The sequence below is a fragment of the Rhodococcus sp. NPDC058532 genome, assembly GCF_042719255.1.
Taxonomy (GTDB): Bacteria; Actinomycetota; Actinomycetes; order Mycobacteriales; family Mycobacteriaceae; genus Rhodococcus_G.
The window spans coordinates 166,886-188,948 of record NZ_JBHXNU010000006.1 but is presented as its reverse complement, the minus strand read 5'-3'; the positions used below and the strand labels follow the sequence as shown (position 1 = coordinate 188,948).

The window sequence follows — 22,063 nt, the reverse complement described above, 5'->3', positions numbered from 1 at the left end:
GCGGGGCGTTCGTCGTCCCTGTGCCCGGTGGTGGTTGCGGGAGCGTCAGGCGCGGGACGCCCGGTCGAGGCGCTCGGTCGGTCCCCGGTCAGCGTCGATGGACGTCACCAGCTCTCGGACGATTCCGAGCAGCGTCTCGTCGATCCGGGTCCGGGCCGCCGTCAGGGTCTCGGCCGTCAGGTCGTCAATGTCCGTGAGGCCTCACTCGCGCTCGAAGCGCGCGCGGACGGCGAGCATCTTCGCCCGCAACTCGTCCTCGGTGATCACCCCGCGCTCGAGCAGGGTGTGGGCGGTGACGATCGCCGATCTGGCGCGGACCGGGAACCCGACGTAGACCGACTCCCCGAGTGCGTCCTCCGCGTTGCGGCGGTCGAGATTGTCCAGCGCGCCCCGCCAGGACAGGCATTCGCACGTGGCCTGCATGCTCGACTCCCACGGTGACGGCGGGCCGTCCAGCTCGGGCAGGGCCTCCTCGCGCCGAGTTCCCGGGGCGAGGGTGGACAGCAGCACCTGATATCCGGTGCCGCCCATCACGCGCCAACCTCGGTCGGCGACTCGGTGGCGGTCCAGTCCACCTGCGGCAGCGCGACACCGATCATCGTGTCGCGGGTGACGATCGAAGCGAGCTGGTCTTCCGTCCAGCCCTCGGTGCCCTCGGGGCGCATCGGCATCACCATGAACCGCGACTTCTGATTCGAGTCGTGCACCCGGACCTCGACGTCGGCAGGGAAGTGCAGCCCGAACTCGCCGAGCACTTCCCGCGGCCAGCGCACCAGCCGACGCCGGTAGTTGGGGGTGCGATACCAGTCGGGAGACATGCCAAGGACCGGGCGCGGATAGCAGGAGCAGAGGGTGCACACGATGACGTTGTGCACGGTCGGGGTGTTCTCCAGGACGTAGAACCAGGTGTAGTCGCTCGGCGTTCCGGATCCGGTGGGGTCGCGCCAGTCGATGCCGATCTCCGCGCAGGTCTCGGTGCCGTCGGCGAGCAGGCGGGCCTTGAACTCCGGATCCGTCCATGCCTTTGCGACCAGACGCGACCCGGCCGCCGGGCCGATCGACTCCGCCCATTCGGAAAACCGGCGATGGTCCTCGTGGGAGAACAGGCCCTTCTCGATGGCGAGTTCGCGGATCGCGGTCTCAAGGACCTCGAACTCGCTGACCTCGGGAGACTCCTGAATCGGTGCGTGCTGGTCGTGGCTGTCGTTCACTGCGACTCCTCCTTGGCGTGCTCGAGCCACCGCTCGGAGCATTCGGTTTCGAGGGTGTCGCCGTCGCATCCGGTGTAGTTCGGCCAGAGCTCGCGTTGCCGGAAGCGGACCACGTAGAACGGCTCGGTGCGGCCGTCGTCGCGGCCCCACGCCTCGTCCTCGGGGATCACCCAGTCGGGACGGTGTTCGACGACGATTCCGGTGTGGCCTCGGGTGTAGGCCTGGGTCCGGGTGTGGAACATGGTCGTTGCGTCGCGGACGGTGACGCGATCGCCGATCTCGAATCTGGTCATGACGGTGCCTCCGCGCGCGCCCCGGTCAGCCTGGCCCGAACCTCGTCCAGCTTTGCCGAGAGTTCATCGGGTGTGACTAGGCCCTTGTTGATCAGCGTCTTTGCGGCGACGGTTGCCCAGCGTGCGTAGTACGGCAACCCGAAGTACAGGGTGGCACCGAGATCGTTCTCGGCCCGCCTGCGCTCCTCGGAGTTCCACACCCCGCGCCAGCCAAGGCATTCGCAGGTGACGTAGGTGTTCATCTCCCACTGCTCCTCGACCTTCTCCAGAAACGGCGTTGGCAGGTCGGGTTGCCCGCCGACGTCGTGCAGGACATGGCGAAGCGTGGCGAACAGGTCGTTGGAGATCGTGTAGGGGGAGTCGAGGGGAGTGCGGAGTGTGGGGGAGATGCGGGTGACCTCGCTCTGGAGGTCGTCGAACGTGCGGGGTGAACTCATGTCGAGTCCTTCGAAAAGATGTGTGCGACAACGCGAAAGGCTCAGTAGGTGATCCGCGCGGCGCGGGTCAGTGGCACGGCAGGCCAAGAAGGTGGCGGCCGTCGTGCATCAGTTCGTGCATGTACATGCCGGTGCGTGAGATCGCGCCCTGGTCGAATCCGACCAGGTACAGGGCGAGAAGTGCGAGGAGAACGATTCCGGCGGCGAGCAGGGCCGCGCCCATCGACTGCGTCGCGCTGCTTGGTGAATGGACTACAGCCATGTTTCCTCCCGGGAACGGCATGATCGTCGCGATTCAACGGGGTTCGGTTGTCGAGGCTACACCGTCCGCGGGCGCGGGCAGGGGGAATCGGGTGGCGGGCGGAGTCGGGGTGGTGTCCACTTGACCGGTGGCCATGAATGTCGATGCTCGGCCCGCGCGCGCCCTGCTCGTGCTGACGGGGCTGATTCTCGTTGCTGCGGTGGCGAATCTGAACCTGGCGGTCGCGAACGTGGCGTTGCCGGACATCGGGCGGGCCTTCGACGCGAGTCAGACCGAGTTGAATCTGATCGCCGTCGGCTACTCGGTGGGACTCGCCGCGTCGGTGCTCTATCTCGGTGCGGTCGGCGACCGCTACGGCCGGAAGCTGATGCTGATTCTCGGGATGACGCTGTCGGTACCGGTGTCGCTGCTGGCCGGGTACGCGCCGAACCCGGAGGTGCTGTTCGCGGCGCGCGTGGCAGGCGGCGTCTGCGCGGGTCTGGCGTATCCGACGACGCTGGCGTTGATCACCGCGTTGTGGTCGGGGCAGGCGCGGACCCGGGCGATCGCCCTGTGGTCGTCGATCGGGGGTGGGCTCACCGCGCTCGGTCCGCTGGTCGCGGGTGCGCTGCTCGAGCGATTCGACTGGGGGTCGGTGTTCCTGGTGACGATCCCGCTCGCGCTGGTGGCGTTGGCGATGACGGTGCTGGTTGTGCCGAGTCACGTCAACGAGTCCACCGATCCGGTCGACCACCTCGGGGGCCTGGTGTCGGTGGTCCTGGTCGCGGCGCTGGTCCTCGGGATCAACTTCGCACCCGTCGACGGGATGGCGGTGACCGCGATCTCCGCGTTGGGGATCGCGCTCGCCGCGGGCATCGCGTTCGTGATCCGGCAGGAACGGGCTCGGAATCCCTTGTACGACTTACACATTGCTCGACGCCGGATCTTCTGGGTCGCTGCGGTCGCGGGAATTATCGTGTTCGGAGCGTTGATGGGGACGATGTACATCAGCCAGCAGTACCTGCAGAACGTGCTCGGTTACTCGACCCTCGCGGCGGGCTCGGCGGCCCTGCCCGCCGCGCTGGTGATGGTTCTGGTGGCCCCCCGATCGGCGCGGCTCGTCGAGTCGCACGGGTCGCGTTTCACCCTGCTTGCCGGGTATGTCGCGATCGTCGCTGGACTGCTGGTGGCCTGGCTGATGTGGGACGAGACGGCGCACTATTGGCGGATCGCGCTCGGCTTCATGCTGCTCGGCGCGGGTGTCGGGCTGGCGGGCACCCCGGCCTCGCATTCGCTGACCGGGTCGGTTCCGGTGTTCCGGGCCGGAATGGCCTCGGGCACGGCCGATCTCCAGCGTGACCTTGGCGGAGCGATCGTGCAGTCCGTTCTCGGGTCCTTACTGACGGCCGGATACTCGGCATCGTTCGCGGCCACGATCGCGGCCACCCCACAGGCATCGGCGGTGAGCGAGCAGACGCAGGCCGCGCTGGAGAAGTCGTTCGCCGGCGCCGTGAACATCGCCGAGCGCTACCCGCAGTACTCGGAATCGATCCTTGCCGCCGCACGAGCGGCGTTCCTTGCCGGTGACGGTCGCGCGTACGCGGCGGCAATCGGAATCGTGCTGCTCGGCGCGGCGCTGGTGTTCCTGATGTACCCGAAGCGAGACGCGGAGCTGGCGCTCCTCGAGCGGTACCGCGCCGAGGATGCGACCGAGCCGATGGCGCGGTCCGGGCGGTGACCGGACCCGTCCGTCGTCCGGCACGACAGGGCGGCGGGGAGGGGGGAGACTGGGACGCATGCCCACTCGTACCGCACGCACCGCATGGAACGGCACTCTCCAGGATGGGTCCGGTCAGACGGAACTGACCAGTTCGGGCCTGGCGACATTCGACGTCTCCTTCCCCACCCGGGCCGCCGACGCCGCGAACGGCGCGACCAGTCCGGAGGAATTGATCGCGGCCGCCCATTCGGCCTGCTACGCGATGCAGTTGTCAGCGCTGATCGGGGAGGTGGGCGGGGTGCCGCAGAGCCTCGAGGTGACCGCGGTGGTGGGCCTCGGCCCCGACGATCCCGGATTCAAGCTGACCGGAATCGCGATCACCGTGCGCGCCGAGGTCGACGGACTCGATGCCGACGGCTTCGCGTCGGTTGCGCAGGCGGCGAAGGAATCATGCCCGGTCAGCAAGGCACTGACCGGCGTCGACATCACATTGGACGCCGCCCTCGTTTGATTCCGTACAAAAGATTGACCCTCGTCACCCGGCGAATTCTCGGTTATCCTGGATTCCGCCGCACTGACAGGTGAATACACCGTGAAGCGCGGAATTCCGTTTGAAATATCGGAATCTCCCTGGAAGTACCTGGCACAGGGTGAATGGCATCCGAAGGTCCAATGGTCGATGCCGTGGGTAGCACTTGTGCCGACGAACTGAGGATCACTCCCCGTGACGAACTCCGCCAAGGCTCCCGCTCGCCGTCTCGCCGCCAAGATCGCCCTGGTCGGCGTCTTGACCGCTCTCCCGGTCGGCGTCGTTGCCGCCCCGGCCGTTGCCACCAATCTCGGCGGCAGCTGCAACATCGACGGAAACGTGAAGGCAGTGAAGGACTGCCCCGCCGCGGAGTAGGCCGATGGTCAAGCCCGGTTCGGGGCGCGTGCAGGAACAAGATGTCGATGGTGGACGTTTCAACCATTCGTGACTCCCGAACCCGTTGACCAGTCCGCAGCCACCACCGTCGTGCTGGAGGTGTGGTCCGACATCGCCTGCCCGTGGTGCTACATCGGCAAGAAGCGCTTCGATACCGCGCTTGCGCTGTTCCCGCACCGCGACCGGGTGCAGGTGGTGTGGCGGTCGTACCTGCTGTCCCCGGACACCCCGGTCGGTCTGCGGCGCCCCGAGGTCGACGCCCTCGTCGAGATGAAGGGCATGCCCGCCGCCCAGGTGAAGCAGATGTTCGCGCACGTCGCGAGCACCGCGGCCGCGGACGGCCTGGTCATGGACTTCGACACCGTCATCGCCGCCAACACCGTCGACGCGCACCGGCTGATTCACTGGGCAGGGGAGCGTGGCGAGGACCTGATGTCCGCGCTGTTCCGCGCCCATTTCGAGCAGGGCCGGGTCGTCGACGACCGGGACGAACTGGTTGCGATCGCCGCCGAGGTCGGACTCGACGCGGGCGCCGCGCGGGCGGCACTGGACGCCGACGCCGAGGCGGATCGTGTCCGAGACGACGTTGAGCAGGCCCGCGCGCTCGGCGTCACCGGGGTCCCGTTCTTCGTCGCCAACCGTGCAATCGGCGTCTCGGGTGCGCAGCCCGTCGAGGTGTTCACCCAGTTGCTGGAGCGGGCGTACGCCGACGCCAACCCGATCGTCACCCTCGCAGGCGCGTCGGACGCCGACGGCTCCTGCACCGACGGCTCCTGCGCCGTCTGACCCCACCCGCGGGTTCCCTAATGTCACATTCGGGATCGTGAGGTGACCGAATGTGACATTAGGGAACGTTGGGTACCGGGGGTCGGGCTAGCTGGCGACGGCGGGCGCGCGCTGCGCACGCCCGGCGCGCTCGGTGAGAAACGCGAAACCGAGGCCGAGTGCCAGCCACAGCGTTGCCTGGATCGCCAGCGACGAGACCCGGAACTCCCACAGCAGGGTTGCCGGGAAGTCCTCCCCGACCTCGTTGACCCCCGGCATCAGCACATAGCCGACCGCGACGATCGCGAGGAAGGCCAGGGACGGCGCCCCGACCTGCACGGACAGGTAACCGGTCGACGCGACGAGCCGGGCCACGTACGCGGCGACACCGACCGCAACCAGTCCGAGGACCACCGTCGCCAGCCACAGCCAGGTGCGCTGATTGATCGTGTCGGGGTCGCCGACCGCGGGCGGGTTCGCCGGGTACTTGAAGAACGGCACCGCCTCGATCGCCAACCAACCGGCCCCGGCCAACGCCAGTGCGAGCGCCGGACCGGACATGGCGGTGACCCGCCGCGCGTAATGCGCGACGACGGCGAAGATCGCGCCGAGCGCGAGGCCGGCGAGCGTGGTCGCGAGAAACAGGCCGATGCGCTGGCCGTCGCGGCTGACCAGGGCATCCTCCCCGTGCGAGTGCCCCTCCTCGGCTGTCGCCCCGCCGTGCGCGCCCGCGTCGGCTGCGTGGTCCTCCGCCGGGGCGGCGGACTCCTCGATCGCGATGGCCGCATCGATGTGCGGTTCGCCGATCACGAAGGCGACGGCGCCGGCAAGCAGGCCCGCGACGAGGCCCGCGAGCAGGCCGCGGATGAGGAGTTTCGTGAAGTTCTCGGTCAGTGGCACGGCAGGCCCAGCAGGTGGCGACCGTCATGCATCAGTTCGTGCATGTACATGCCGGTGCGCGAGACCGCGCCCTGGTCGAACCCGACCAGGTACAGGGTCAGCATCGCGAGCAGGACGACACCCGCGATGATCAACGCGACACCGACCGATTCGGTCGACGTGCTGGGGGTGTGAACGACAGCCATAGGTTCCTCCTGGGATAAACGCGTCCCGCAAAGTCCATGCGATGGCGGCGGGGTCTGGCTGTCGAGGCAGTGCCTCGATCACAGTGGCGCGACCGCTCCGGAGTTGCACCGGAATTCCCGTCCGACATCGCTATTACTGGCGCACTGTCGCACCGAGGCGCCCGCCGTGTCAATTGGGACGAATCCCCCGCCCGCGGTACGGAACCGGCCGTGCCGCGGGCGAATCCGGTCAGGATGTCGCCGATCGTGGCTGCGACCACCGCGTGCCTGCCGCGCAAAATACCGGGCAGGCACGCGCAGGACCGTTGTGGTCAGCCCTGCTTCGCCGCGACGTCGAGCACGACCTCGAACTCGAGCAGCGAGGCGCCGGTCGCGACCGGCTTCTTCGCCTCACCCGCGTGCGCGGCGCGGGCGTCGCCGTCCCGCCACGCGGCGAAGGCGTCCTCCGATTCCCATTGCGTCACCACGAAGTAGCGGGTCTCCCCACCGGTCGGGCGCAGCAACTGGAAGCCGAGAAACCCGGGGGAGTTCTCAACGGTTCCGGCGCGCTGCGCGAAGCGCTTCTCGAGTTCGGGACCGGCGCCCTCGGGCACCTCGATTGCGTTGATCTTCACCACTGCCATGGCCGAGAGGGTACTCCCGATTCCTGCGAAGACCGCGACCTCACTCGGCGGTGGCGGCGCCGTCGCCGAGATGCTCGGTCAGCACGGCCATCTGGGTCCTGCCCGCATCGGCGTGCACCGCGCGTCCGGTGTCGGTCACGTCGACGAAGACGCCGCGACGGTCCGATTCGCACAGTGATCGCGCCACCAGGCCCGCCTTCTCGAGGCGGGCAACGCTGCGGGAGAGCGCGCTCGGGCTGAGGTACATGTCGGCGGCCAGTTCCTGCATGCGGGGATGCCTGCAGGTGACCGACACCAGCCGGTCCAGCGTCTCGAAGTCGCTCATGCTCAGCCCGTGTGCGCTCTGCATCCGCCGGTCGAGCTCGCACGCGATGCCGTTGTACCGGCTGAGCAGGGCGCGCCAACTCTCGCGCAGCTCCGCTTCTGAGGTCATGGCCGCATCATAGTGCGGCCCACAGATCAGTGCAAGGAAAATAAATGCAAAGAGAATTTATGCTTGTGCATTGATTGCACATGCATCTAGTCTGGCTGGCGTGACTTTCACCGAAACCGCCCCGAACCCAACGACATCGGATTCCTCAGTCCCGCAGCAGGGTTGGACCGGCCGGCTGTGGGGGATCCTCGCGGTGCTCTGCGTCGTGATGTTCCTGGACGGACTCGACGTCTCGATGGTCGGCGTCGCGCTCCCGTCCATCGGCACCGAACTCGGCCTCGACACGACCTCCCTGCAGTGGATCATCAACGGCTATGTGCTCGGCTTCGGCGGCCTGCTGCTGCTCGGTGGGCGCACCGCCGACCTGCTCGGCCGTCGCCGGGTCTTCCTCGCCGCACTGGCCGTCTTCGCGGTCGCCTCGTTGATCGGCGGCCTCGTCGACAACGGAACCCTGCTCATCGTCACGCGCTTCGTGAAGGGCCTCGCCGCGGCGTTCACCGCCCCGACCGCGATGTCCATCCTGACCACCACCTTCAGGGAGGGGCCTGCCCGCAACCGGGCGCTATCGATCTTCTCGGTGTTCGGTGCCAGCGGCTACTCGTCCGGCCTGATCCTCGGGGGGCTGCTCACCAGCGCGGGCTGGCGCTGGACATTCCTCATGCCGGTGCCGTTCGCGGCCGCGGCCCTCGCGGCGGCGTGGGTGCTGATCCCGCGGGACCGGCCCGCCGACAGCGGTGGTCACGACCTCGGTGGGGCGATCACCCTCGTCGCGGGCATGATGCTGGCCGTTTACACCGTCGTCTCCGCCCCGTCGCGGGGCTGGGCGGATCCGCTCACCCTTGGATCGTTCGCGCTCGCCGCCGTCCTGCTCGCGTCGTTCTTCCTGGTCGAGAACCGGGCGGCGCACCCGCTGGTGCGGCTGAGCATCCTTCGGGTCGGCACCATCGTGCGCGCCAATCTCAGCATCGTTGCGCTGTTCGGTTCCTACCTGAGCTTCCAGTTCATGATGACGATTTTCCTGCAGTCGGTCCTCGGCTGGTCGCCGTTGAAGATGGCGCTGGCGCTGCTCCCGACCGGATTGATCGTCGCCGTTGCCTCGCCGTTCGTCGGACGGCCGATCGACCGGTTCGGCACCTCGCCGATGATCCTGGCGGCGCTTGCCTCGCTCAGCCTCGGCTACCTGTGGTTCCTGTTCGTCGGCAACGATCAGCCGTCGTACGTGGTGGCCATCCTGCCCGCGGCGATCCTGCTCGGCGTCGGGTTCGCGCTCGGCTTCACCTCGATCATGGCGCAGGCCACCGCCGGGGTGGACGACGCGGAGCAGGGGCTGGCGTCGGGGCTGGTGCAGACCTCCGCCCAGGTCGGGGCCGCCCTCGTGCTGGCATTGACCACGGCGCTGGTCACGGCAGGCTCGCACACCGCCGAGGCGGCGGGCGCGGGCTTCGCGCAGTTCCGTCCAGGCCTCGTCCTGGTGACCGGGGTGGCGCTGGTCGGCCTCGCGATCACCGCCGCGCCGCTGATCCGGCGCCGTCGGTACACCGCGGTTCCCGCCCCCCGGCGGGACTGATCCGGGAGACTGCGCAACTGCGGCACGGTACCGGGCTAGCCTCGGTGCCGTGCTGCATGACGAGGGTGGGACGGGCCGACCGATTCTGTTGCTCCACGGGCTGATGGGCAGTGCCCGCACCTGGCGCCGACACGTGCCGTGGCTGCGCGAGCACGGGCACGTGTACACCTTCGACGCGGCGGGCCACGGCCGACCGGCACCCCCACGGTTGACCACCGAGGCGTTCGTCGACGACCTCACCGCCGCGCTCGCGCCGCTCGAGGAGCAGATCACCGTGATCGGCCACTCGATGGGCGGGCTGCACGGCTGGTGCTTCGCCGCCGCCAACCCCGACCGGGTGCGCGCCCTGGTTGTCGAGGACATGGCGCCGGACTTCCGTGGCCGTACCGCAGCGGACTGGGCGGCAATGATCGGTGCCTGGCCGACGCCGTTCCGCGACGAGCAGCACATGGTCGACTTCTTCGGACCCGTTGCCGCGCAGTACTTCATGGATTCGTTCGAGCGCCGGGAGGACGGATTTCACCTGCACGGTGAGGTGCCGGTGTGGCGCGACATCTCGGAGGAGTGGGGTACCCGCGACTTCTGGGCGCCGTGGTCGGCGGTGCGGGCGCCCGCACTGCTCCTGGAGGGGGAGTACACCATCACCCCGCCCGGTCAGATGCGCGCGATGGCCGAGACGGAACGGGGATCGACGACGCGATACGAACTGGTCGCGGGCGCCGGGCATCTGGTGCACGACGACCGGCCTGCCGAGTTTCGCGCTGCGGTGGAAGCGTTTCTGGACGGGTTGCCTGGTCACGTCCCCGCTCGGTGACCGTCACCCGCCGGGGTCGCCCGGGTGGCACCCGCGGCGAAGGCGCGCTCGAAGCCTGCCGCGCCAAGCGCGCTCGTCGCCGCGGCCGTGATCCGGTCGACGTCGCCACGCTCGCCCCCGGGCAGCGGTGCACCGACCGAGTCGCGAGCGGCCGCCGCGGCGCCGAGCAGTCGGGCGGCCGCCGCAGGCCACCCCGCCAGCACCTCGGCCCCGGCAAGGCCCTCCATTGCCAGGGCCGCAGCCCGGGGGTCGCCGAGGCGCAGCGCAGCGGCGTGCCCCTCCTCGTGCAGTGCGCGTGCGTGGTCGGCGTCGCCGCGCAGCTCGGCGAGGAAGCCGAGTTCGGCAAGCATGAGCGTGGTGATCGGACCGAAGTCGCTGCGCCTGCCCCAGTCGAGCATCGACCGGAGTCGGGGTTCCGCCTCCTCGAGGCGTCCGGCTCGGCGGTCCGTCAGTCCGAGCCCGATCTCGGCGGACACCTCCCCGTTCCGGTACCCGTGTTCCCGTGCAAGGCGCCGTGACCGCTCGTGCAGTTCGCGGGACGCGGCGAGATCACCGGTCAGGAGCGAGATTCGGGCCAGGCCGCACAGTCGATCGGTCACCTCGCGCCACAGGCCGAGCTCCCGAGCCACCCGGAGACCGTCGGCGTGCAGGCCCCGCGCGCGGGCGTAGTCGCCGGTGACTTCCGCGACAGTGGCGAGCGGGTAGGCAGCCTGGGCCTGACCCCAACGGTCGCCGAGCTCCCGGAAGATCGACATGGCCCGCTCGCCGTCGCGGGCGGTCGCGGCCAGTGCGTCCGGTCCGGTGTGGCACTGGGCCCGCGTGCACAGGGCCGCGCCCGTCGCCCACGGGTCGTCCTCCGCGCTCAGCCGGGCCAGCGCCAGGTCCGCCCATGCACGCCCGCCCACCACGTCGACGGCCCCGTATCTCGCGTACGCGAGGAACCAGGTGGCGCGGCCCCGGCCGGGGAACTCGCCGCCTGCCGGTGGCAGTGTTGGCTCGGTGCCGCGGTCGCCGGACCCGTCTGGTGTGTCACCAAGAATTCGAATTCCGCTGTGCCAGTGGGCGGCTCGGATGGCGATCGGATTCTCCGGGTCACCGGCGTTCCGCAGCGCCTCGCCGAGCCAGCGGTCGGCCTCGGTGAACCTGCCACGCAGCACCCAATACCAGGTCAGCGCGTCGGCCAGCCGCAGCCCGAGATCCGGGTGGTCGGCGCAGCCGACGGTCACAGCGCCGCGCAGATTCGCGCCTTCCGCGTCCAGCCGGGCCAGCCAGGCCGGCTGTGACTCTCGATGCAGGTGTGGCCGGGCGGTCTCGGCCAGTTCCGTGAAATGCAGGCAGTGCCGCCCGAGCGTCGCGTCGCGTTCCCCGGATTCGGCCAGCCGGTCGGCGGCGTAGACGCGGATCGACTCCAGGAGTCTGTATCTCGGTCCGTCCGGTGTCTCGGCAACGGACACCAGCGAACGGTCGACCAGACCGGAGATCAGGTCGAGCACATCGGACGCGTCGATGCCCGCATCCGAGCACACCACCTCGGCGGATTCGAGCGTGCAGCCGTCCGCGAAGACGGCAAGCCGATGGAACAGGGTGCGCTCGGCGGCGGTGAGCAGGGAACTGCTCCAGTCGATCATCGCGCGCAGGGTCTGTTGCCGCGGGGGCGCATCCCGGTAGCCGGAGGTCAGCAGCCCGAAACGGTCCTCGAGCCGCTCGAGCAGGCGGGCCACGCCGAGCACCCGGACGCGAGGTGCGGCCAGTTCCAGCGCGAGGGGGATCCCGTCGAGTCGCGCGCAGATCGCGGCCACCGCCGCGGCATTGTCCGGTGTCAGCGCGAAGCCGGGTGCCGACGCGGCGGCGCGGGAGACGAACAGTTGCACCGCGGCCGACTCCGCAATCGGCTCGTCGCCACGGGGGAGTCCCAACGGTTCCACGGCGAACAGTCTTTCGCCGCCGATCGCCAGCGGGGCCTGGCTGGTGGCGAGGATCCGCAGGCCGGGGGCGGCGGCGAGCAGGTGGCCCGCGACGAGGCCGACGGCGGCAACCAGGTGTTCGCAGTTGTCGATCACCAGCAGCGCCCGCCGGGTGCGGAGGACCTCGGTCAGGCGCTGGAGGTCGGTGCCGGTGTCGGGCGCGGGGAGGTCCGGAGTGGGGAGGTGCTCGCGGATGCCGAGCGCCGCCAGTGCCGCATCGGCGATGATCGAGGTGCCCGACTCCGGTGCGGGTGTCAGTGCTGCCAGCTCCACTAGCCAGGTGCCGTCCGGGCTCGAATCCCTCAGCTGCCGAGCGACTTCCACGGCGAGGCGGGTCTTGCCGACGCCGCCGGGGCCGGTGAGGGTGACCAATCGCGAGTCGTCGAGCGCGGCGCGAATGCCTGCCACCGCCGGAGCCCGCCCGACGAGGGCGGCGACCGGTACCGGCAGGTTGCCCCGCGGCGGGGGACCGCTCGCGTGGGCCCGCAGCACGCTGGGGTCGCCGCGCAGGATCGCGGTGTGCAGGGCAACGAGTTCCGGGTCGGGATCCAGGCCGAGGTCCTCCGCGAGGAGCGCACGCAGCCGCGCGAAACTCGCGAGCGCCTCCGGCTGCCGACCGGCCCGAGACAACGCCCGCATGTGGGCCCCGCGCAACCGGTTTCGGAGGGGGTTGCGGTCCACCAGGTCCGCCAGTTCGGCGACGAGCGTCGCGTGCTCGCCGAGTTCGAGGCGGGCCTCGGCCCGATCCTCAAGCGCGGTGAGCCGGGCCTCGTCGAGTCGGGCGGCGACGCCCCGGGCGAACGGACGGTCGGCGTGGTCGGCGAACGCCGGACCGCGCCAGAGTCCGAGGGCCTGATCGAGCAGGGCGATGCGCTCCCGAGGATCCGGCGCGGTCCGTGCCAGCGTCGTCAACCGGTCGAACTGGGCCGCGTCCACCGCATCGCCGTCGACCCTGAGCAGGTAGCCCGACGCCTCGAGCGCGACCGACTCCCGTCCCCCCGGCTCGGCCTCCCCGAACGCTCGGCGCAGCAGCGAAACCTTGGCCTGCAGGGTGTTCGGTGCGCTCGCCGGCGGCTCGTCACCCCACAGTGCCTCGATCAGTCGATCCGTGGACACCGGCCTGCCCGGCCGCACCAGCAGCGCGGCGAGCAGCGTGCGGACCTTGGGTTCGGTGATCGCGATCGGCTCGCCGCGCGCGGCCTCGACGCGTAGTGGGCCGAGGACTCCGAACCGCATGCCGCAACGGTAGTGCAGATCACCGACATCGCAGGGGGCGTCAGCGGACCGCAAGCGATACGCAAGGGGGTCCGTGCAGGCTCGGATCCGTCAGCAGCACACCGCCGCAGGAGAAAAGGGAAGGGCACACAATGAGCAGCAGCGCGAACGTCCCGGTCACCGTGATCGGACTCGGGCCGATGGGGCAGGCCATGGCCGGCGCGTACCTCGACAGGGGGCACCCGGTGACCGTGTGGAACCGGACGGCGAGCCGCGCGGACAACCTGGTCGCGAGGGGCGCGAGTCGAGCCCCGACACCCACCGAGGCCGTGCGGGCGAGTGAACTGGTGATCCTGAGCCTGACCGACTACGGCGCGATGTACGACATCCTCGACACGGTCGGGGACGCACTGGCCGGGCGGGTGGTGGTCAACCTCAGCTCCGACACCCCCGAGGCGACCCGGGTCGCGAGCGGGTGGCTCGCCGATCGGGGCGCCGACCTCCTGGTCGGCGGGGTGATGGTGCCCGCCCCGATGGTCGGGGGAGACGGCGCCTACGTCTTCTACAGCGGCTCCGCGGCAACCATGGACGCGCACCGGCAGACCCTCGCCGCAATCGGCCGACCCGATTATCGCGGTGCGGACCCGGCGCTCGCGCAGCTCTGGTACCAGGCGCAGCTGGAGGTGTTCCTGACCGCGCTGTCGAGCTTCGCGCACGCCGCCGCGCTCGTCGGCTCGGCCGGGGTGACCGCCACCGAACTCGTGCCCTATTCCGCGGAGACGTTCGCGTTGGCCGCGTCGATGCTGTCGGAGTCCGCGACCCGGTTCGACGTCGGCGATCATCGCGACGACGGTGCCAACGTCGCCATGATGGCGGCGACCGCCGACCACATCGTCGGCGCCAGCCGCGCCGCTGGCATCGATCTCGCGCTGCCGCTCGCGGTGCAGGAGCACTACGAGCGGGCCGTTGCGGCGGGGCACGGCCGGGACAGCTGGACCAGCCTGTTCGAGGTGATCCGCAAGCCGGGCGACCGCTGACCGAGGCGCACCGCCGCCCGGCCCCCGGGCTCGTCAGTGCTCGGGGCCGCCCTCGCCTGCCAGTGCGAACAACCCGTCCTCGGTCTGTTCGATCAGCCCGTCCACCAACAGCGACCCCAGCGCGCGGTCCCGCTGGGTCGGGTCGGCGTGCCACACCAGATCCAGACGGGCGCGTTCGACGGGGACGTGACTCTCGCGCAGCACGCCGAGCAGCAGGCCGCGCACCTGCCGGTCGGTGCCCGCGAACCGCTGCACCTTCCGCGGCGGGCCGGTGTGCGCGGGGCGGCCCGCGGCCACCCAGGCGCAGTCCGTCAGCGGACACCGGTCGCAGTCCGGGGTGCGGGCGGTGCACACCGTCGCACCGAGCTCCATCAACGCGGCGGAGAACACCGCGGCGCGGGCGCGGGTGCGGGGTAGCAGCGCCTCGGTGTCGGCGAGGTCCCTGCGGGTGGACGGATTCCCCGGTTCGGCGGACCCGTGCACCGCGCGGGCGACGACCCGTCGAACATTGGTGTCCACCACCGGAACTCGTTGACCGTAGGCGAAGCAGGCGACGGCCCGGGCGGTGTAGTCGCCGATGCCGGGCAGGGTGAGTAGCACCTGCACGTCGGCCGGGACCGCGTCGTCGTGGTCGGCGGCGAGGACGCCCGCGCACTCGTGCAGCCGCAGCGCCCGGCGCGGATAACCGAGCCGACCCCAGGCGCGCAGCACCTCGCCCTGGCTGGACGCGGCCATCGCTGACGGCACCGGCCAGCGCTGCACCCACTGCTCCCAGATCGGGGCAACCCGGGCCACCGGCGTCTGCTGCAGCATGATCTCGCTCATCAGGATGTGCCAGGCGGTCACGTCGTCGCGCCGCCAGGGCAGGTCACGGGCCGCACGCTCGTACCAGCCGATCAGCGCGGAGGAATTCACCGGAACGTCACACCTGTCCTTCGTCGATTCACCAGGTCGCCGCCATGTCCGATTCGGGGCCGGGTGCACAATGGCAGACATGCCGAATTCGAACCCCATTTCAGCCTGGAAGGCCCTCAAGCAGGGTAACGAGCGGTTCGTCAGCGACACCTCGCTGCACCCCAGTCAGGGCATCGCCGACCGGGCGAAGCTCGTGAACTCGCAGCATCCGACCGCAGTGCTGTTCGGATGCGGAGATTCGCGGGTCGCCGCGGAGATCATCTTCGACCAGGGACTCGGCGACATGTTCGTCGTGCGCACCGCCGGACATGTCATCGATAGCTCAGTTCTCGGTTCCATCGAGTATGCCGTCGACATCCTCAACGTGCCGCTGATCGTGGTGTTGGGCCACGACAGCTGCGGCGCGGTCGCCGCCACCCTCAAGGCCCTCGACAACGGCGAGGTGCCCGGCGGATTCATCCGGAGCATCGTCGAACGGGTCGCGCCGTCGATCCTGGTCGGGCGCAACGAGGGGCTGTCCACCATCGACGAGCTCGAAGGCAGGCATGTCGTCGAGACCGGTCATCTGCTGATGGAGCGGTCTCGGATCATCGCGGAGAGGGTCGAGAACGGCACCTGCGCGATCGTCGGCGTCACGTACACCCTCTCCGACGGCGGCATCAAGCTGCGCGGTTCGGTCGGGGAGATCGGGGAGGTCGTCGACGAGAAGGACGCCCTCTAGCGCCGGTCGGTGCGACACGCCGGACCTGGTGGCTGGTACCAATACCACGGGCACTTACCGTGGTAGCCGTGATGGAACCGTCCGGGCCGCTGCCCTCCGAGATCTACTGGCGACGTCGCTGGCTTGCCATCGGTGCAGCGGTCGTCGCGCTGGTCCTGCTGATCTGGATCGTCACCGCCCTCCGCGGCGGTGGCGACGACGATCCGACCGCCGAGGCGGCGGCCGCGAGCTCGTCCCTGACGTCGACGACCGCCGCCTCGGACACCACGTCCGCCACCGAGTCCGGTGCCGCGGACGGCGGCGAGTCGACGACCGAATCGGGCGACGACGCCCCGTCGGGCACCGCTGCCGCTGCACCGGCGGGTCAGTGTGCCGACAGCTCCCTCGCCATCAAGGTCAGCGCGGACAAGGCGACCTACCAGGCCGGGGAGGAACCCGAGTTCGGGATCGTCGTCACCAACATCGGCAACGCGTCGTGCGACCGGGATCTCGGCGCGGGCATGCAGCAGGTCCTCGTGTACAGCCTGGACGGCCAGCAGCGACTGTGGTCGAACAACGACTGCTACCCGAACTCGACCCCCGACGTGCGGACCCTCAAGCCGGGCGAGCAGGCCGCGTTCACGGTCAAGTGGTCCGGCTCGACGTCCGAGCCGGGGTGCGCGGCGCCCCGGACCCCGGTCGGCGCCGGCGCGTACTCCGTCGTCGGCCAGCTGGGGAACCTGCGTAGCTCCCCGGAGCCGTTCAACCTGAGCTGAGCTCCCGCCCGTCGGCCCCGCCCGTCCGCCGAGTGAACGGAACCGTTCAGTCGATCTAATCGAGTGAACGGAAGCGTTCAGTCGAACGGTCCCGCGATCGAGGTTTCGGCGAGCCGGGACAGGCCCTCCCTGATATGGCGGGCCCACAGGCCGCCGATCCCGTCGACCGACTGCAGGTCGGCGGCCGTCGCGGCCAGCAGGCCCTGCAGCGTCCCGAACGACGCGACCAGCCGGTGCACCTGGTGGAACTGCAGCCGCGGCACCCGCGCCAGCACCCGGTAGCCGCGGGGGCTCATCGGTGCGTCGAGGGCCTCGATCGTCGCCGGGTATCCGAATGCCCGTGCCAGGGTGGTCAGGTCCAGCAGGTCCGCGTCGGTGAGCTCGTCCAGCGCGGCGAGGGCACGCTCGACCGCCTCGGTGGATGGTTGGCCGGTGCCCGCCAGGTAGTCGCGCGCCACCAGCTGCCTGGCCACATCGTTGTCCCCGACGAGTTCCTCGAGTTGCAGCGCAAGTTGCCTGCCGTCGGTGCCGAGTTCGAGCACGTCGCGTTCGATTTCCACCGACACCCGACGCACCATCTCCAGCCGCTGTGACACGGTCAGCGCGTCGCGGAGGGTGACGAAGTCCTCGATCTCGACGACCGAGAGGGCGTTGGTGACCTCGGTGAGGCGCGACTTGTACCGCTCCAGGGTGGCGACCGCCTGGTTCGCGCGGGACAGGATCGTCGGCGACCCCTCCAGCACGTGCCGTACGCCGCCGACGTACACCGAGACGATGCTCATCGACTGGCTCACCGACACCACCGGGTACCCGGTCTGGATCGCGGTCCGCTCCGCCGCCCGGTGCCGGGTGCCGGACTCGACGGTGGGGATCTTGTAGTCCGGGACGAGCTGCACGTTCGCGCGGACGATCCGGGTGCCATCGGTGGACAGCACGACGGCACCGTCCATCTTCGACAGTTCCCGCAGTCGGGTCGGGGCGAACTCCACGTCGAGTTCGAACCCACCGTCGCAGAGTTCCTCGATCTGCGGGTCGTAGCCGAGCACGATCAGCGCACCGGTGCGTCCGCGCAGAATGCGTTCGAGCCCGTCCCGCAGTTCCGTCCCCGGCGCCAGCCTCGCGATCGTCTCGCGAAGCGTGGCCGCGGTGACCTCCATCGCCGTCCCCCCCCTTGCCTCGCCGTCGCCGAGTGGCGCGTGCCGGTGCGCGGGAGGCCGTCGTCCCGCGCAACTGTGTCGCGACTAGATTACCGAGACATGAGCGGTACCTGGACGTTGCCTGATGATCTCGAGATTCCCACCCGACCGGATTTCTTCCCGGAGCCCGGCGGAGCACTGCCCCAGCACTGGGCGAAGTGCTTCGGGTGCGGTGACGACCAGCCCACCGGACTCGTCATGCACTTCACCGCGACCGAGGGCATCGAGGTGGTCGGCAGGCTGACCGTCGCGTCCCGCTACCAGGGCGGCCCCGGCGTGATCCACGGCGGGATCCTCACGACCGCGTTCGATGAGACGCAGGGCATGGCGTGCATGGTGCTCGGCGTGCCGGTGGTGACCGGGCACCTGCAGATCGACTTCGCCCGGCCGATCCCGCTCGGGTCGGTGCTCGAGTTCCGAGCCCGGATCGACGGTCTCGTCCGGCGGAAGGCGTACACCAGTTCCGAGGTCCGGATCGTGGAGGGGCCCGCGGCGAGCGACGAGGTGGCCGCGACGTCGCGGGGCCTGTTCCTCACCATCAAGCCCGAGCACTTCACGCCGATGGCCGAATTCGTCGACGGGGAGCCCACCGCACCGAGCTTCGGCAATTCGACGCTGTAGGGCCTGCCTCCTAGACCACCTCCATCCGGCGCGGCACCGCGCGCAGCGCCTCCCTGATGGTCGCGACCTCGTCGACCCGCATGCCCTTCGGATGCGGGCCGGAGTCGCGCGGCACCACGGCATGAGTGAAGCCGAGGCGTTTGGCCTCGGCGAGCCTGCGTCCGACGGCGGTGACCCGGCGGACCTCGCCTGCCAGCCCGACCTCGCCGAGCACCACGAGCCCGGACGGCAGCGGCTTGTCACGGTCGGCGGACACGATGGCCAGCGCCAACGCCAGGTCGGCGGACGGTTCGGTCAACCGCATCCCGCCGACGGTGGCGGCGTACACCTCCTTGTCGTGGGTGCGGATGCTCGCGTGCTTGGCGAGGACCGCGAGGACCATCGCGACCCGGGCGGCGTCCATGCCGCTCACCGCGCGGCGCGGTGACGGGTTCTGCGTCGGCACGACCAGCCCCTGCACCTCCCCGAGGAGGGCGCGTTTGCCGTCCATCGCGACGGTCACCGCGGTCCCGGGAGCGGTGTCGTCGCGGTGGTGGAGGAACAGGCCGGACGGGTCGGTGACGCATTCGATGCCGTCCTCGTGCAGTTCGAAGCAGCCGACCTCGTCGGCCGACCCGAACCGGTTCTTGACCCCGCGGAGCATCCGCAGCGTCGAATGCTTGTCGCCCTCGAAGTGCAGCACCACGTCCACCAGGTGTTCGAGGGCGCGGGGGCCCGCGACGGCGCCGTCCTTGGTGACGTGCCCGATGAGCAGCACCGGGATGCCGCTGGTCTTGGCGAGGGTGGTCAGGGCCGCGGTGATCGCGCGGACCTGCGTCACCCCGCCGGTGACGCCGTCGACGTCGGCGGCGAGCATCGTCTGCACCGAGTCGACGATCAGCAGGGTCGGCTTCACCTGCTCGACGTGCCCGAACACGGTCGCGAGATCCGATTCCGCCGCCAGGTACACCCGGTCGTGGACCGCGCCGGTGCGGTCGGCGCGCAGACGCACCTGGCCTGCCGATTCCTCGCCCGTCACGTAGAGGGACCGGTCGTCGGGGCCGCGGCGCGCCCAACGGTGCACCACCTCCAGCAGCAGCGTCGACTTCCCGACACCGGGCTCGCCGGCGAGCAGCACCACCGACCCCGGCACGATCCCGCCGCCCAGCACCCGGTCGAGTTCGGGCACGCCGGTCGGTTTGGCCCGGCTGACGGTGGCACTGACCTGAGTCAGGGGGGTCGCGGGCGAGGTGGGCGTCAGCCCGGTGCCCGCACGGGCGGCGCTGGCGCCGGGCCGGTTGGCGACGGCGGTGAGGACGGGCGCGGCCTCCTCGACGGACCCCCACTCACCGCATTCCGGGCAGCGGCCGACCCACTTCGCGACGGCGTACTGGCAGGCGGTGCAGCGGTAGCTGGTCTTCGGTTTGGCCACGCCGGTGAGCCTAGGACCCGGCACCGACATTTAGCCTGACGGCGGGGCTCGCGGGCGGGTTCGGTCAGGAGACCGTCGCGGACCGGTGCTTCGCGGCGAGGGCCCGGTACCCCTCCGCGTTGTGCCCGATGTGCGCGACCTCCTCGTCGGTGAGTTGGCGCCGCACCTTCGCGGGCACCCCGGCGACCAGCGACCGGTCCGGGATCTCGGTGCCCTCGAGGACCACCGCGCCCGCCGCGACGAGGCAGTGCGCGCCGAGGCGGGCACCGTTGAGGACGACGGCGCCCATCCCGATCAGCGTGGCGTCGCCGATGGTGCAGCCGTGCAGGACCGCGTTGTGCCCGACGCTGACGTTCGCGCCGACCGTGAGCGGCAGCCCGGGATCGGCGTGCAGCGTGACGTTGTCCTGGATGTTGCTTCCGGTGCCGACCGTGATCGATTCGGCGTCGCCGCGCGCGACCGCGCCGTACCAGATGCTGGCCTGCTCGCCGAGGGTCACGTCACCGATGACGGTGGCGGTCGGTGCCAGCCATGCCGAGTCGGCGACGGTTGGCGTCGCGTCGTCGAAGGACACCACGTGCGGACCGGTCATGCGCTTCTCCTGATCGTCGGTCGAGCAGACTGTGCTGCACTCTATTTCGCGCTGCCCCCGGAACGACCGTGGCCCCCGACCTGGTACAGGTCGGGGGCCACGGCGGCGGTTCGGATCAGTGGCCGCCGACGAGTTCGGCCAGCGTGCCGGTGCCCGCGTTGCCGGAGACGTCGGACTCGTGGCGGTCGAGGACCGGGCCCGCGTCGACGGGGGCGTCAACGGTGATCTCCCCGGAGCGCTCGAACGTGAACGTGACCGGAACGGTCAGGCCGGGCCGGACGGTCTCGGCGACGTCGTTCAGGGTGACCAGGATGATGTCGGACTCGATCTGCTCGCCGTCGTCGGTCACCGTTGCGTCGGGGGTGCCCGCGCTCAGCGCGGTCTGCGGCTTGATCACCCGGCCGCCGACCTCGCCCGCGATGGTGACGGAGGCCGCCTTGTCGGTGGTGATCTTGGTGAGCCGCTCCGGCTGGAACTCGCTCTCGTTCACAGCGGTGAAGGCGAGGGCAACGGTGCCGCCCGCTTCCAGGCTGTGCTCGGACGCCGAGTCGGGGTACACGATGTGCACATTGCGCAGCGAGATGTCGCCCTGGTTGGCGTAGTTGCCGTTGACCGCGGCGACCTGCGTCGCGGTCTGGGAGATCTGGCCCGCGCTGCAGGCGGACAGCGAGATGGCCGCGGCTGCGGCCAGGGCAACGGCGGTGGCGACTCGGCGAGTCGACGCGTTCAGTGCTGTCACGGGGTGTCCTCCACGGCGTCGGGTCGTGTAACTCAACTAGGCAGAGTAGTAGTCACGCGGACATCGCGCGTCCCCGGGTCGATCTTCCCGGGTTGCGCACCGTTCGCGGGGTGCGCAAATCCCGGGGGGACGGGCCCCCGATCGGGTCCCGTCGATGCATGTTCGTGACCTCGTGTCAACCCCTCTGATCAGCCCACTGTGCGTCTGACCAGGGACGTTGGAACCGGTATCGGGAGAACCCGTGATAAACTGGGCAGATCGAAAGGGGCACGGGACAGATGATTTTTAAGGTCGGAGACACCGTCGTATACCCCCACCACGGAGCGGCGCTGATCGAGGCAATCGAAACTCGCACCATCAAGGGTGAAGCAAAGGAATATCTCGTACTGAAGGTCGCGCAGGGCGACCTCACCGTCCGGGTCCCCGCAGAGAACGCCGAGTACGTCGGCGTTCGTGACGTGGTGGGCCAGGAGGGTCTGGACAAGGTCTTCCAGGTGCTGCGCGCACCGCACACCGAGGAGCCGACCAACTGGTCGCGGCGGTACAAGGCCAACCTGGAGAAGCTGGCCTCCGGCGATGTGAACAAGGTGGCGGAGGTCGTCCGTGACCTGTGGCGTCGCGAGCAGGACCGCGGCCTGTCCGCGGGGGAGAAGCGGATGCTCGCCAAGGCTCGCCAGATCCTCGTCGGTGAGCTCGCGCTCGCCGAGGGCACCGACGACGCCAAGGCCGAAACCATTCTCGATGAGGTCCTCGCGGCTGCGTCCTGACGCCCGACGCAGGACG

At 70.0% G+C, this 22,063-nt stretch carries 26 protein-coding genes and 1 riboswitch; of the genes, 11 read left to right on the top strand and 15 right to left on the bottom strand.

The annotated features are described in order from the left end of the window. Positions 1–201 precede the first annotated feature (201 nt). From ACFWQG_RS10055 to ACFWQG_RS10035, 5 genes are all read right to left on the bottom strand, one after another. Positions 202–531: a ScnB gene (locus ACFWQG_RS10055; RefSeq protein ID WP_378507466.1), complete on the bottom strand. Its 330-nt coding sequence runs from the start codon at positions 529–531 to the stop codon at positions 202–204. Then, positions 531–1,211, bottom strand: a complete 681-nt coding sequence (scnC, locus tag ACFWQG_RS10050; protein ID WP_378507465.1) for a thiocyanate hydrolase subunit gamma — start codon at positions 1,209–1,211, stop codon at positions 531–533. Before scnC ends, ACFWQG_RS10055 begins: the two co-directional genes overlap by 1 nt. Next, the gene (locus ACFWQG_RS10045) at positions 1,208–1,504 is read right to left on the bottom strand and encodes an SH3-like domain-containing protein (protein ID WP_378507464.1); all 297 of its coding nucleotides are present in this window, start codon (positions 1,502–1,504) and stop codon (positions 1,208–1,210) included. The genes scnC and ACFWQG_RS10045 overlap by 4 nt, the downstream gene beginning before the upstream one ends. After that, complete coding sequence (locus tag ACFWQG_RS10040; protein ID WP_378507463.1) at positions 1,501–1,941, bottom strand: hypothetical protein; 441 nt, start codon at positions 1,939–1,941, stop codon at positions 1,501–1,503. The genes ACFWQG_RS10045 and ACFWQG_RS10040 overlap by 4 nt, the downstream gene beginning before the upstream one ends. 67 nt (positions 1,942–2,008) lie before the next feature. Beyond that, the gene (locus tag ACFWQG_RS10035; protein ID WP_378507462.1) at positions 2,009–2,203 is read right to left on the bottom strand and encodes a CbtB-domain containing protein; all 195 of its coding nucleotides are present in this window, start codon (positions 2,201–2,203) and stop codon (positions 2,009–2,011) included. Positions 2,204–2,336: 133 nt separating this feature from the next. On the opposite strand from ACFWQG_RS10035, the gene ACFWQG_RS10030 reads away from it, so the two are divergent. From ACFWQG_RS10030 to ACFWQG_RS10015, 4 genes are all read left to right on the top strand, one after another. Beyond that, on the top strand, positions 2,337–3,920 hold the full coding sequence (locus ACFWQG_RS10030; protein WP_378507546.1) for an MFS transporter: 1,584 nt from the start codon (positions 2,337–2,339) through the stop codon (positions 3,918–3,920). 58 nt (positions 3,921–3,978) lie between these two features. After that, the gene (locus tag ACFWQG_RS10025; protein ID WP_378507461.1) at positions 3,979–4,413 is read left to right on the top strand and encodes an OsmC family protein; all 435 of its coding nucleotides are present in this window, start codon (positions 3,979–3,981) and stop codon (positions 4,411–4,413) included. 213 nt (positions 4,414–4,626) lie between these two features. Then, positions 4,627–4,806 (top strand): hypothetical protein, encoded by a 180-nt coding sequence (locus ACFWQG_RS10020; RefSeq protein WP_378507460.1) that lies wholly within the window; start codon positions 4,627–4,629, stop codon positions 4,804–4,806. A 69-nt stretch (positions 4,807–4,875) separates the two neighbouring features. Further along, entirely contained in the window at positions 4,876–5,613 is a 738-nt protein-coding gene (locus tag ACFWQG_RS10015; RefSeq protein ID WP_378507459.1) for a DsbA family oxidoreductase, read from the top strand. 87 nt (positions 5,614–5,700) lie between these two features. Here the strand turns inward: ACFWQG_RS10015 and ACFWQG_RS10010 are convergent, their stop codons facing one another. The 4 genes from ACFWQG_RS10010 to ACFWQG_RS09995 all read right to left on the bottom strand — a co-directional run bounded on the left by ACFWQG_RS10010 (position 5,701) and on the right by ACFWQG_RS09995 (position 7,733). Beyond that, a complete protein-coding gene (locus ACFWQG_RS10010; protein ID WP_378507458.1) occupies positions 5,701–6,492 on the bottom strand; it encodes a CbtA family protein in 792 nt (263 codons plus the stop codon). Beyond that, positions 6,483–6,677 carry a CbtB domain-containing protein gene (locus tag ACFWQG_RS10005; RefSeq protein WP_378507457.1) on the bottom strand — a complete coding sequence of 65 codons (195 nt, stop codon included), beginning with the start codon at positions 6,675–6,677 and terminating at the stop codon, positions 6,483–6,485. Before ACFWQG_RS10005 ends, ACFWQG_RS10010 begins: the two co-directional genes overlap by 10 nt. A 28-nt stretch (positions 6,678–6,705) precedes the next feature. After that, positions 6,706–6,841: riboswitch (cobalamin riboswitch) on the bottom strand. A 147-nt stretch (positions 6,842–6,988) separates the two neighbouring features. Further along, complete coding sequence (locus tag ACFWQG_RS10000) at positions 6,989–7,300, bottom strand: antibiotic biosynthesis monooxygenase family protein (RefSeq protein ID WP_378507456.1); 312 nt, start codon at positions 7,298–7,300, stop codon at positions 6,989–6,991. Positions 7,301–7,340: 40 nt separating this feature from the next. Beyond that, positions 7,341–7,733, bottom strand: a complete 393-nt coding sequence (locus tag ACFWQG_RS09995) for a MarR family winged helix-turn-helix transcriptional regulator (RefSeq protein ID WP_378507455.1) — start codon at positions 7,731–7,733, stop codon at positions 7,341–7,343. A 100-nt stretch (positions 7,734–7,833) separates the two neighbouring features. Here ACFWQG_RS09995 and ACFWQG_RS09990 point away from each other — a divergent pair, with 100 nt between their 5' ends. Both ACFWQG_RS09990 and ACFWQG_RS09985 read left to right on the top strand, forming a co-directional pair. Then, entirely contained in the window at positions 7,834–9,300 is a 1,467-nt protein-coding gene (locus ACFWQG_RS09990) for an MFS transporter (protein WP_378507454.1), read from the top strand. Positions 9,301–9,349: 49 nt separating this feature from the next. Continuing rightward, positions 9,350–10,114 (top strand): alpha/beta fold hydrolase, encoded by a 765-nt coding sequence (locus tag ACFWQG_RS09985; RefSeq protein WP_378507453.1) that lies wholly within the window; start codon positions 9,350–9,352, stop codon positions 10,112–10,114. On the opposite strand, the gene ACFWQG_RS09980 is transcribed toward ACFWQG_RS09985, so the two are convergent. Continuing rightward, positions 10,096–13,314 (bottom strand): BTAD domain-containing putative transcriptional regulator, encoded by a 3,219-nt coding sequence (locus ACFWQG_RS09980; protein WP_378507452.1) that lies wholly within the window; start codon positions 13,312–13,314, stop codon positions 10,096–10,098. The two genes, ACFWQG_RS09985 and ACFWQG_RS09980, sit on opposite strands and share 19 nt — an antisense overlap. Positions 13,315–13,445: 131 nt before the next feature. Between ACFWQG_RS09980 and ACFWQG_RS09975 the strand changes: the two genes are divergently transcribed. Continuing rightward, on the top strand, positions 13,446–14,330 hold the full coding sequence (locus ACFWQG_RS09975) for an NAD(P)-dependent oxidoreductase (RefSeq protein WP_378507451.1): 885 nt from the start codon (positions 13,446–13,448) through the stop codon (positions 14,328–14,330). A 33-nt stretch (positions 14,331–14,363) separates the two neighbouring features. On the opposite strand, the gene ACFWQG_RS09970 is transcribed toward ACFWQG_RS09975, so the two are convergent. Continuing rightward, positions 14,364–15,245, bottom strand: a complete 882-nt coding sequence (locus ACFWQG_RS09970; RefSeq protein ID WP_378507450.1) for an A/G-specific adenine glycosylase — start codon at positions 15,243–15,245, stop codon at positions 14,364–14,366. 79 nt (positions 15,246–15,324) lie between these two features. Between ACFWQG_RS09970 and ACFWQG_RS09965 the strand changes: the two genes are divergently transcribed. Together ACFWQG_RS09965 and ACFWQG_RS09960 are read left to right on the top strand one after the other, a co-directional pair. Then, a complete protein-coding gene (locus ACFWQG_RS09965) occupies positions 15,325–15,966 on the top strand; it encodes a carbonic anhydrase (protein WP_378507449.1) in 642 nt (213 codons plus the stop codon). A 68-nt stretch (positions 15,967–16,034) separates the two neighbouring features. Beyond that, entirely contained in the window at positions 16,035–16,721 is a 687-nt protein-coding gene (locus ACFWQG_RS09960) for a hypothetical protein (protein ID WP_378507448.1), read from the top strand. A 77-nt stretch (positions 16,722–16,798) separates the two neighbouring features. Here the strand turns inward: ACFWQG_RS09960 and disA are convergent, their stop codons facing one another. Then, positions 16,799–17,878, bottom strand: a complete 1,080-nt coding sequence (gene disA / locus ACFWQG_RS09955; RefSeq protein WP_378507447.1) for a DNA integrity scanning diadenylate cyclase DisA — start codon at positions 17,876–17,878, stop codon at positions 16,799–16,801. 99 nt (positions 17,879–17,977) lie between these two features. Here disA and ACFWQG_RS09950 point away from each other — a divergent pair, with 99 nt between their 5' ends. Next, on the top strand, positions 17,978–18,538 hold the full coding sequence (locus tag ACFWQG_RS09950) for a PaaI family thioesterase (protein ID WP_378507446.1): 561 nt from the start codon (positions 17,978–17,980) through the stop codon (positions 18,536–18,538). A 10-nt stretch (positions 18,539–18,548) separates the two neighbouring features. Here the strand turns inward: ACFWQG_RS09950 and radA are convergent, their stop codons facing one another. The 3 genes from radA to ACFWQG_RS09935 all read right to left on the bottom strand — a co-directional run bounded on the left by radA (position 18,549) and on the right by ACFWQG_RS09935 (position 21,280). Continuing rightward, positions 18,549–19,949 carry a DNA repair protein RadA gene (gene radA, locus ACFWQG_RS09945; protein ID WP_378507445.1) on the bottom strand — a complete coding sequence of 467 codons (1,401 nt, stop codon included), beginning with the start codon at positions 19,947–19,949 and terminating at the stop codon, positions 18,549–18,551. 64 nt (positions 19,950–20,013) lie between these two features. Beyond that, on the bottom strand, positions 20,014–20,541 hold the full coding sequence (locus ACFWQG_RS09940; protein ID WP_378507444.1) for a gamma carbonic anhydrase family protein: 528 nt from the start codon (positions 20,539–20,541) through the stop codon (positions 20,014–20,016). Positions 20,542–20,656: 115 nt separating this feature from the next. After that, the gene (locus tag ACFWQG_RS09935; protein WP_378507443.1) at positions 20,657–21,280 is read right to left on the bottom strand and encodes a hypothetical protein; all 624 of its coding nucleotides are present in this window, start codon (positions 21,278–21,280) and stop codon (positions 20,657–20,659) included. A gap of 278 nt (positions 21,281–21,558) precedes the next feature. Between ACFWQG_RS09935 and carD the strand changes: the two genes are divergently transcribed. Beyond that, positions 21,559–22,047 (top strand): RNA polymerase-binding transcription factor CarD, encoded by a 489-nt coding sequence (gene carD / locus ACFWQG_RS09930; RefSeq protein ID WP_378507442.1) that lies wholly within the window; start codon positions 21,559–21,561, stop codon positions 22,045–22,047. Positions 22,048–22,063 lie beyond the last annotated feature (16 nt).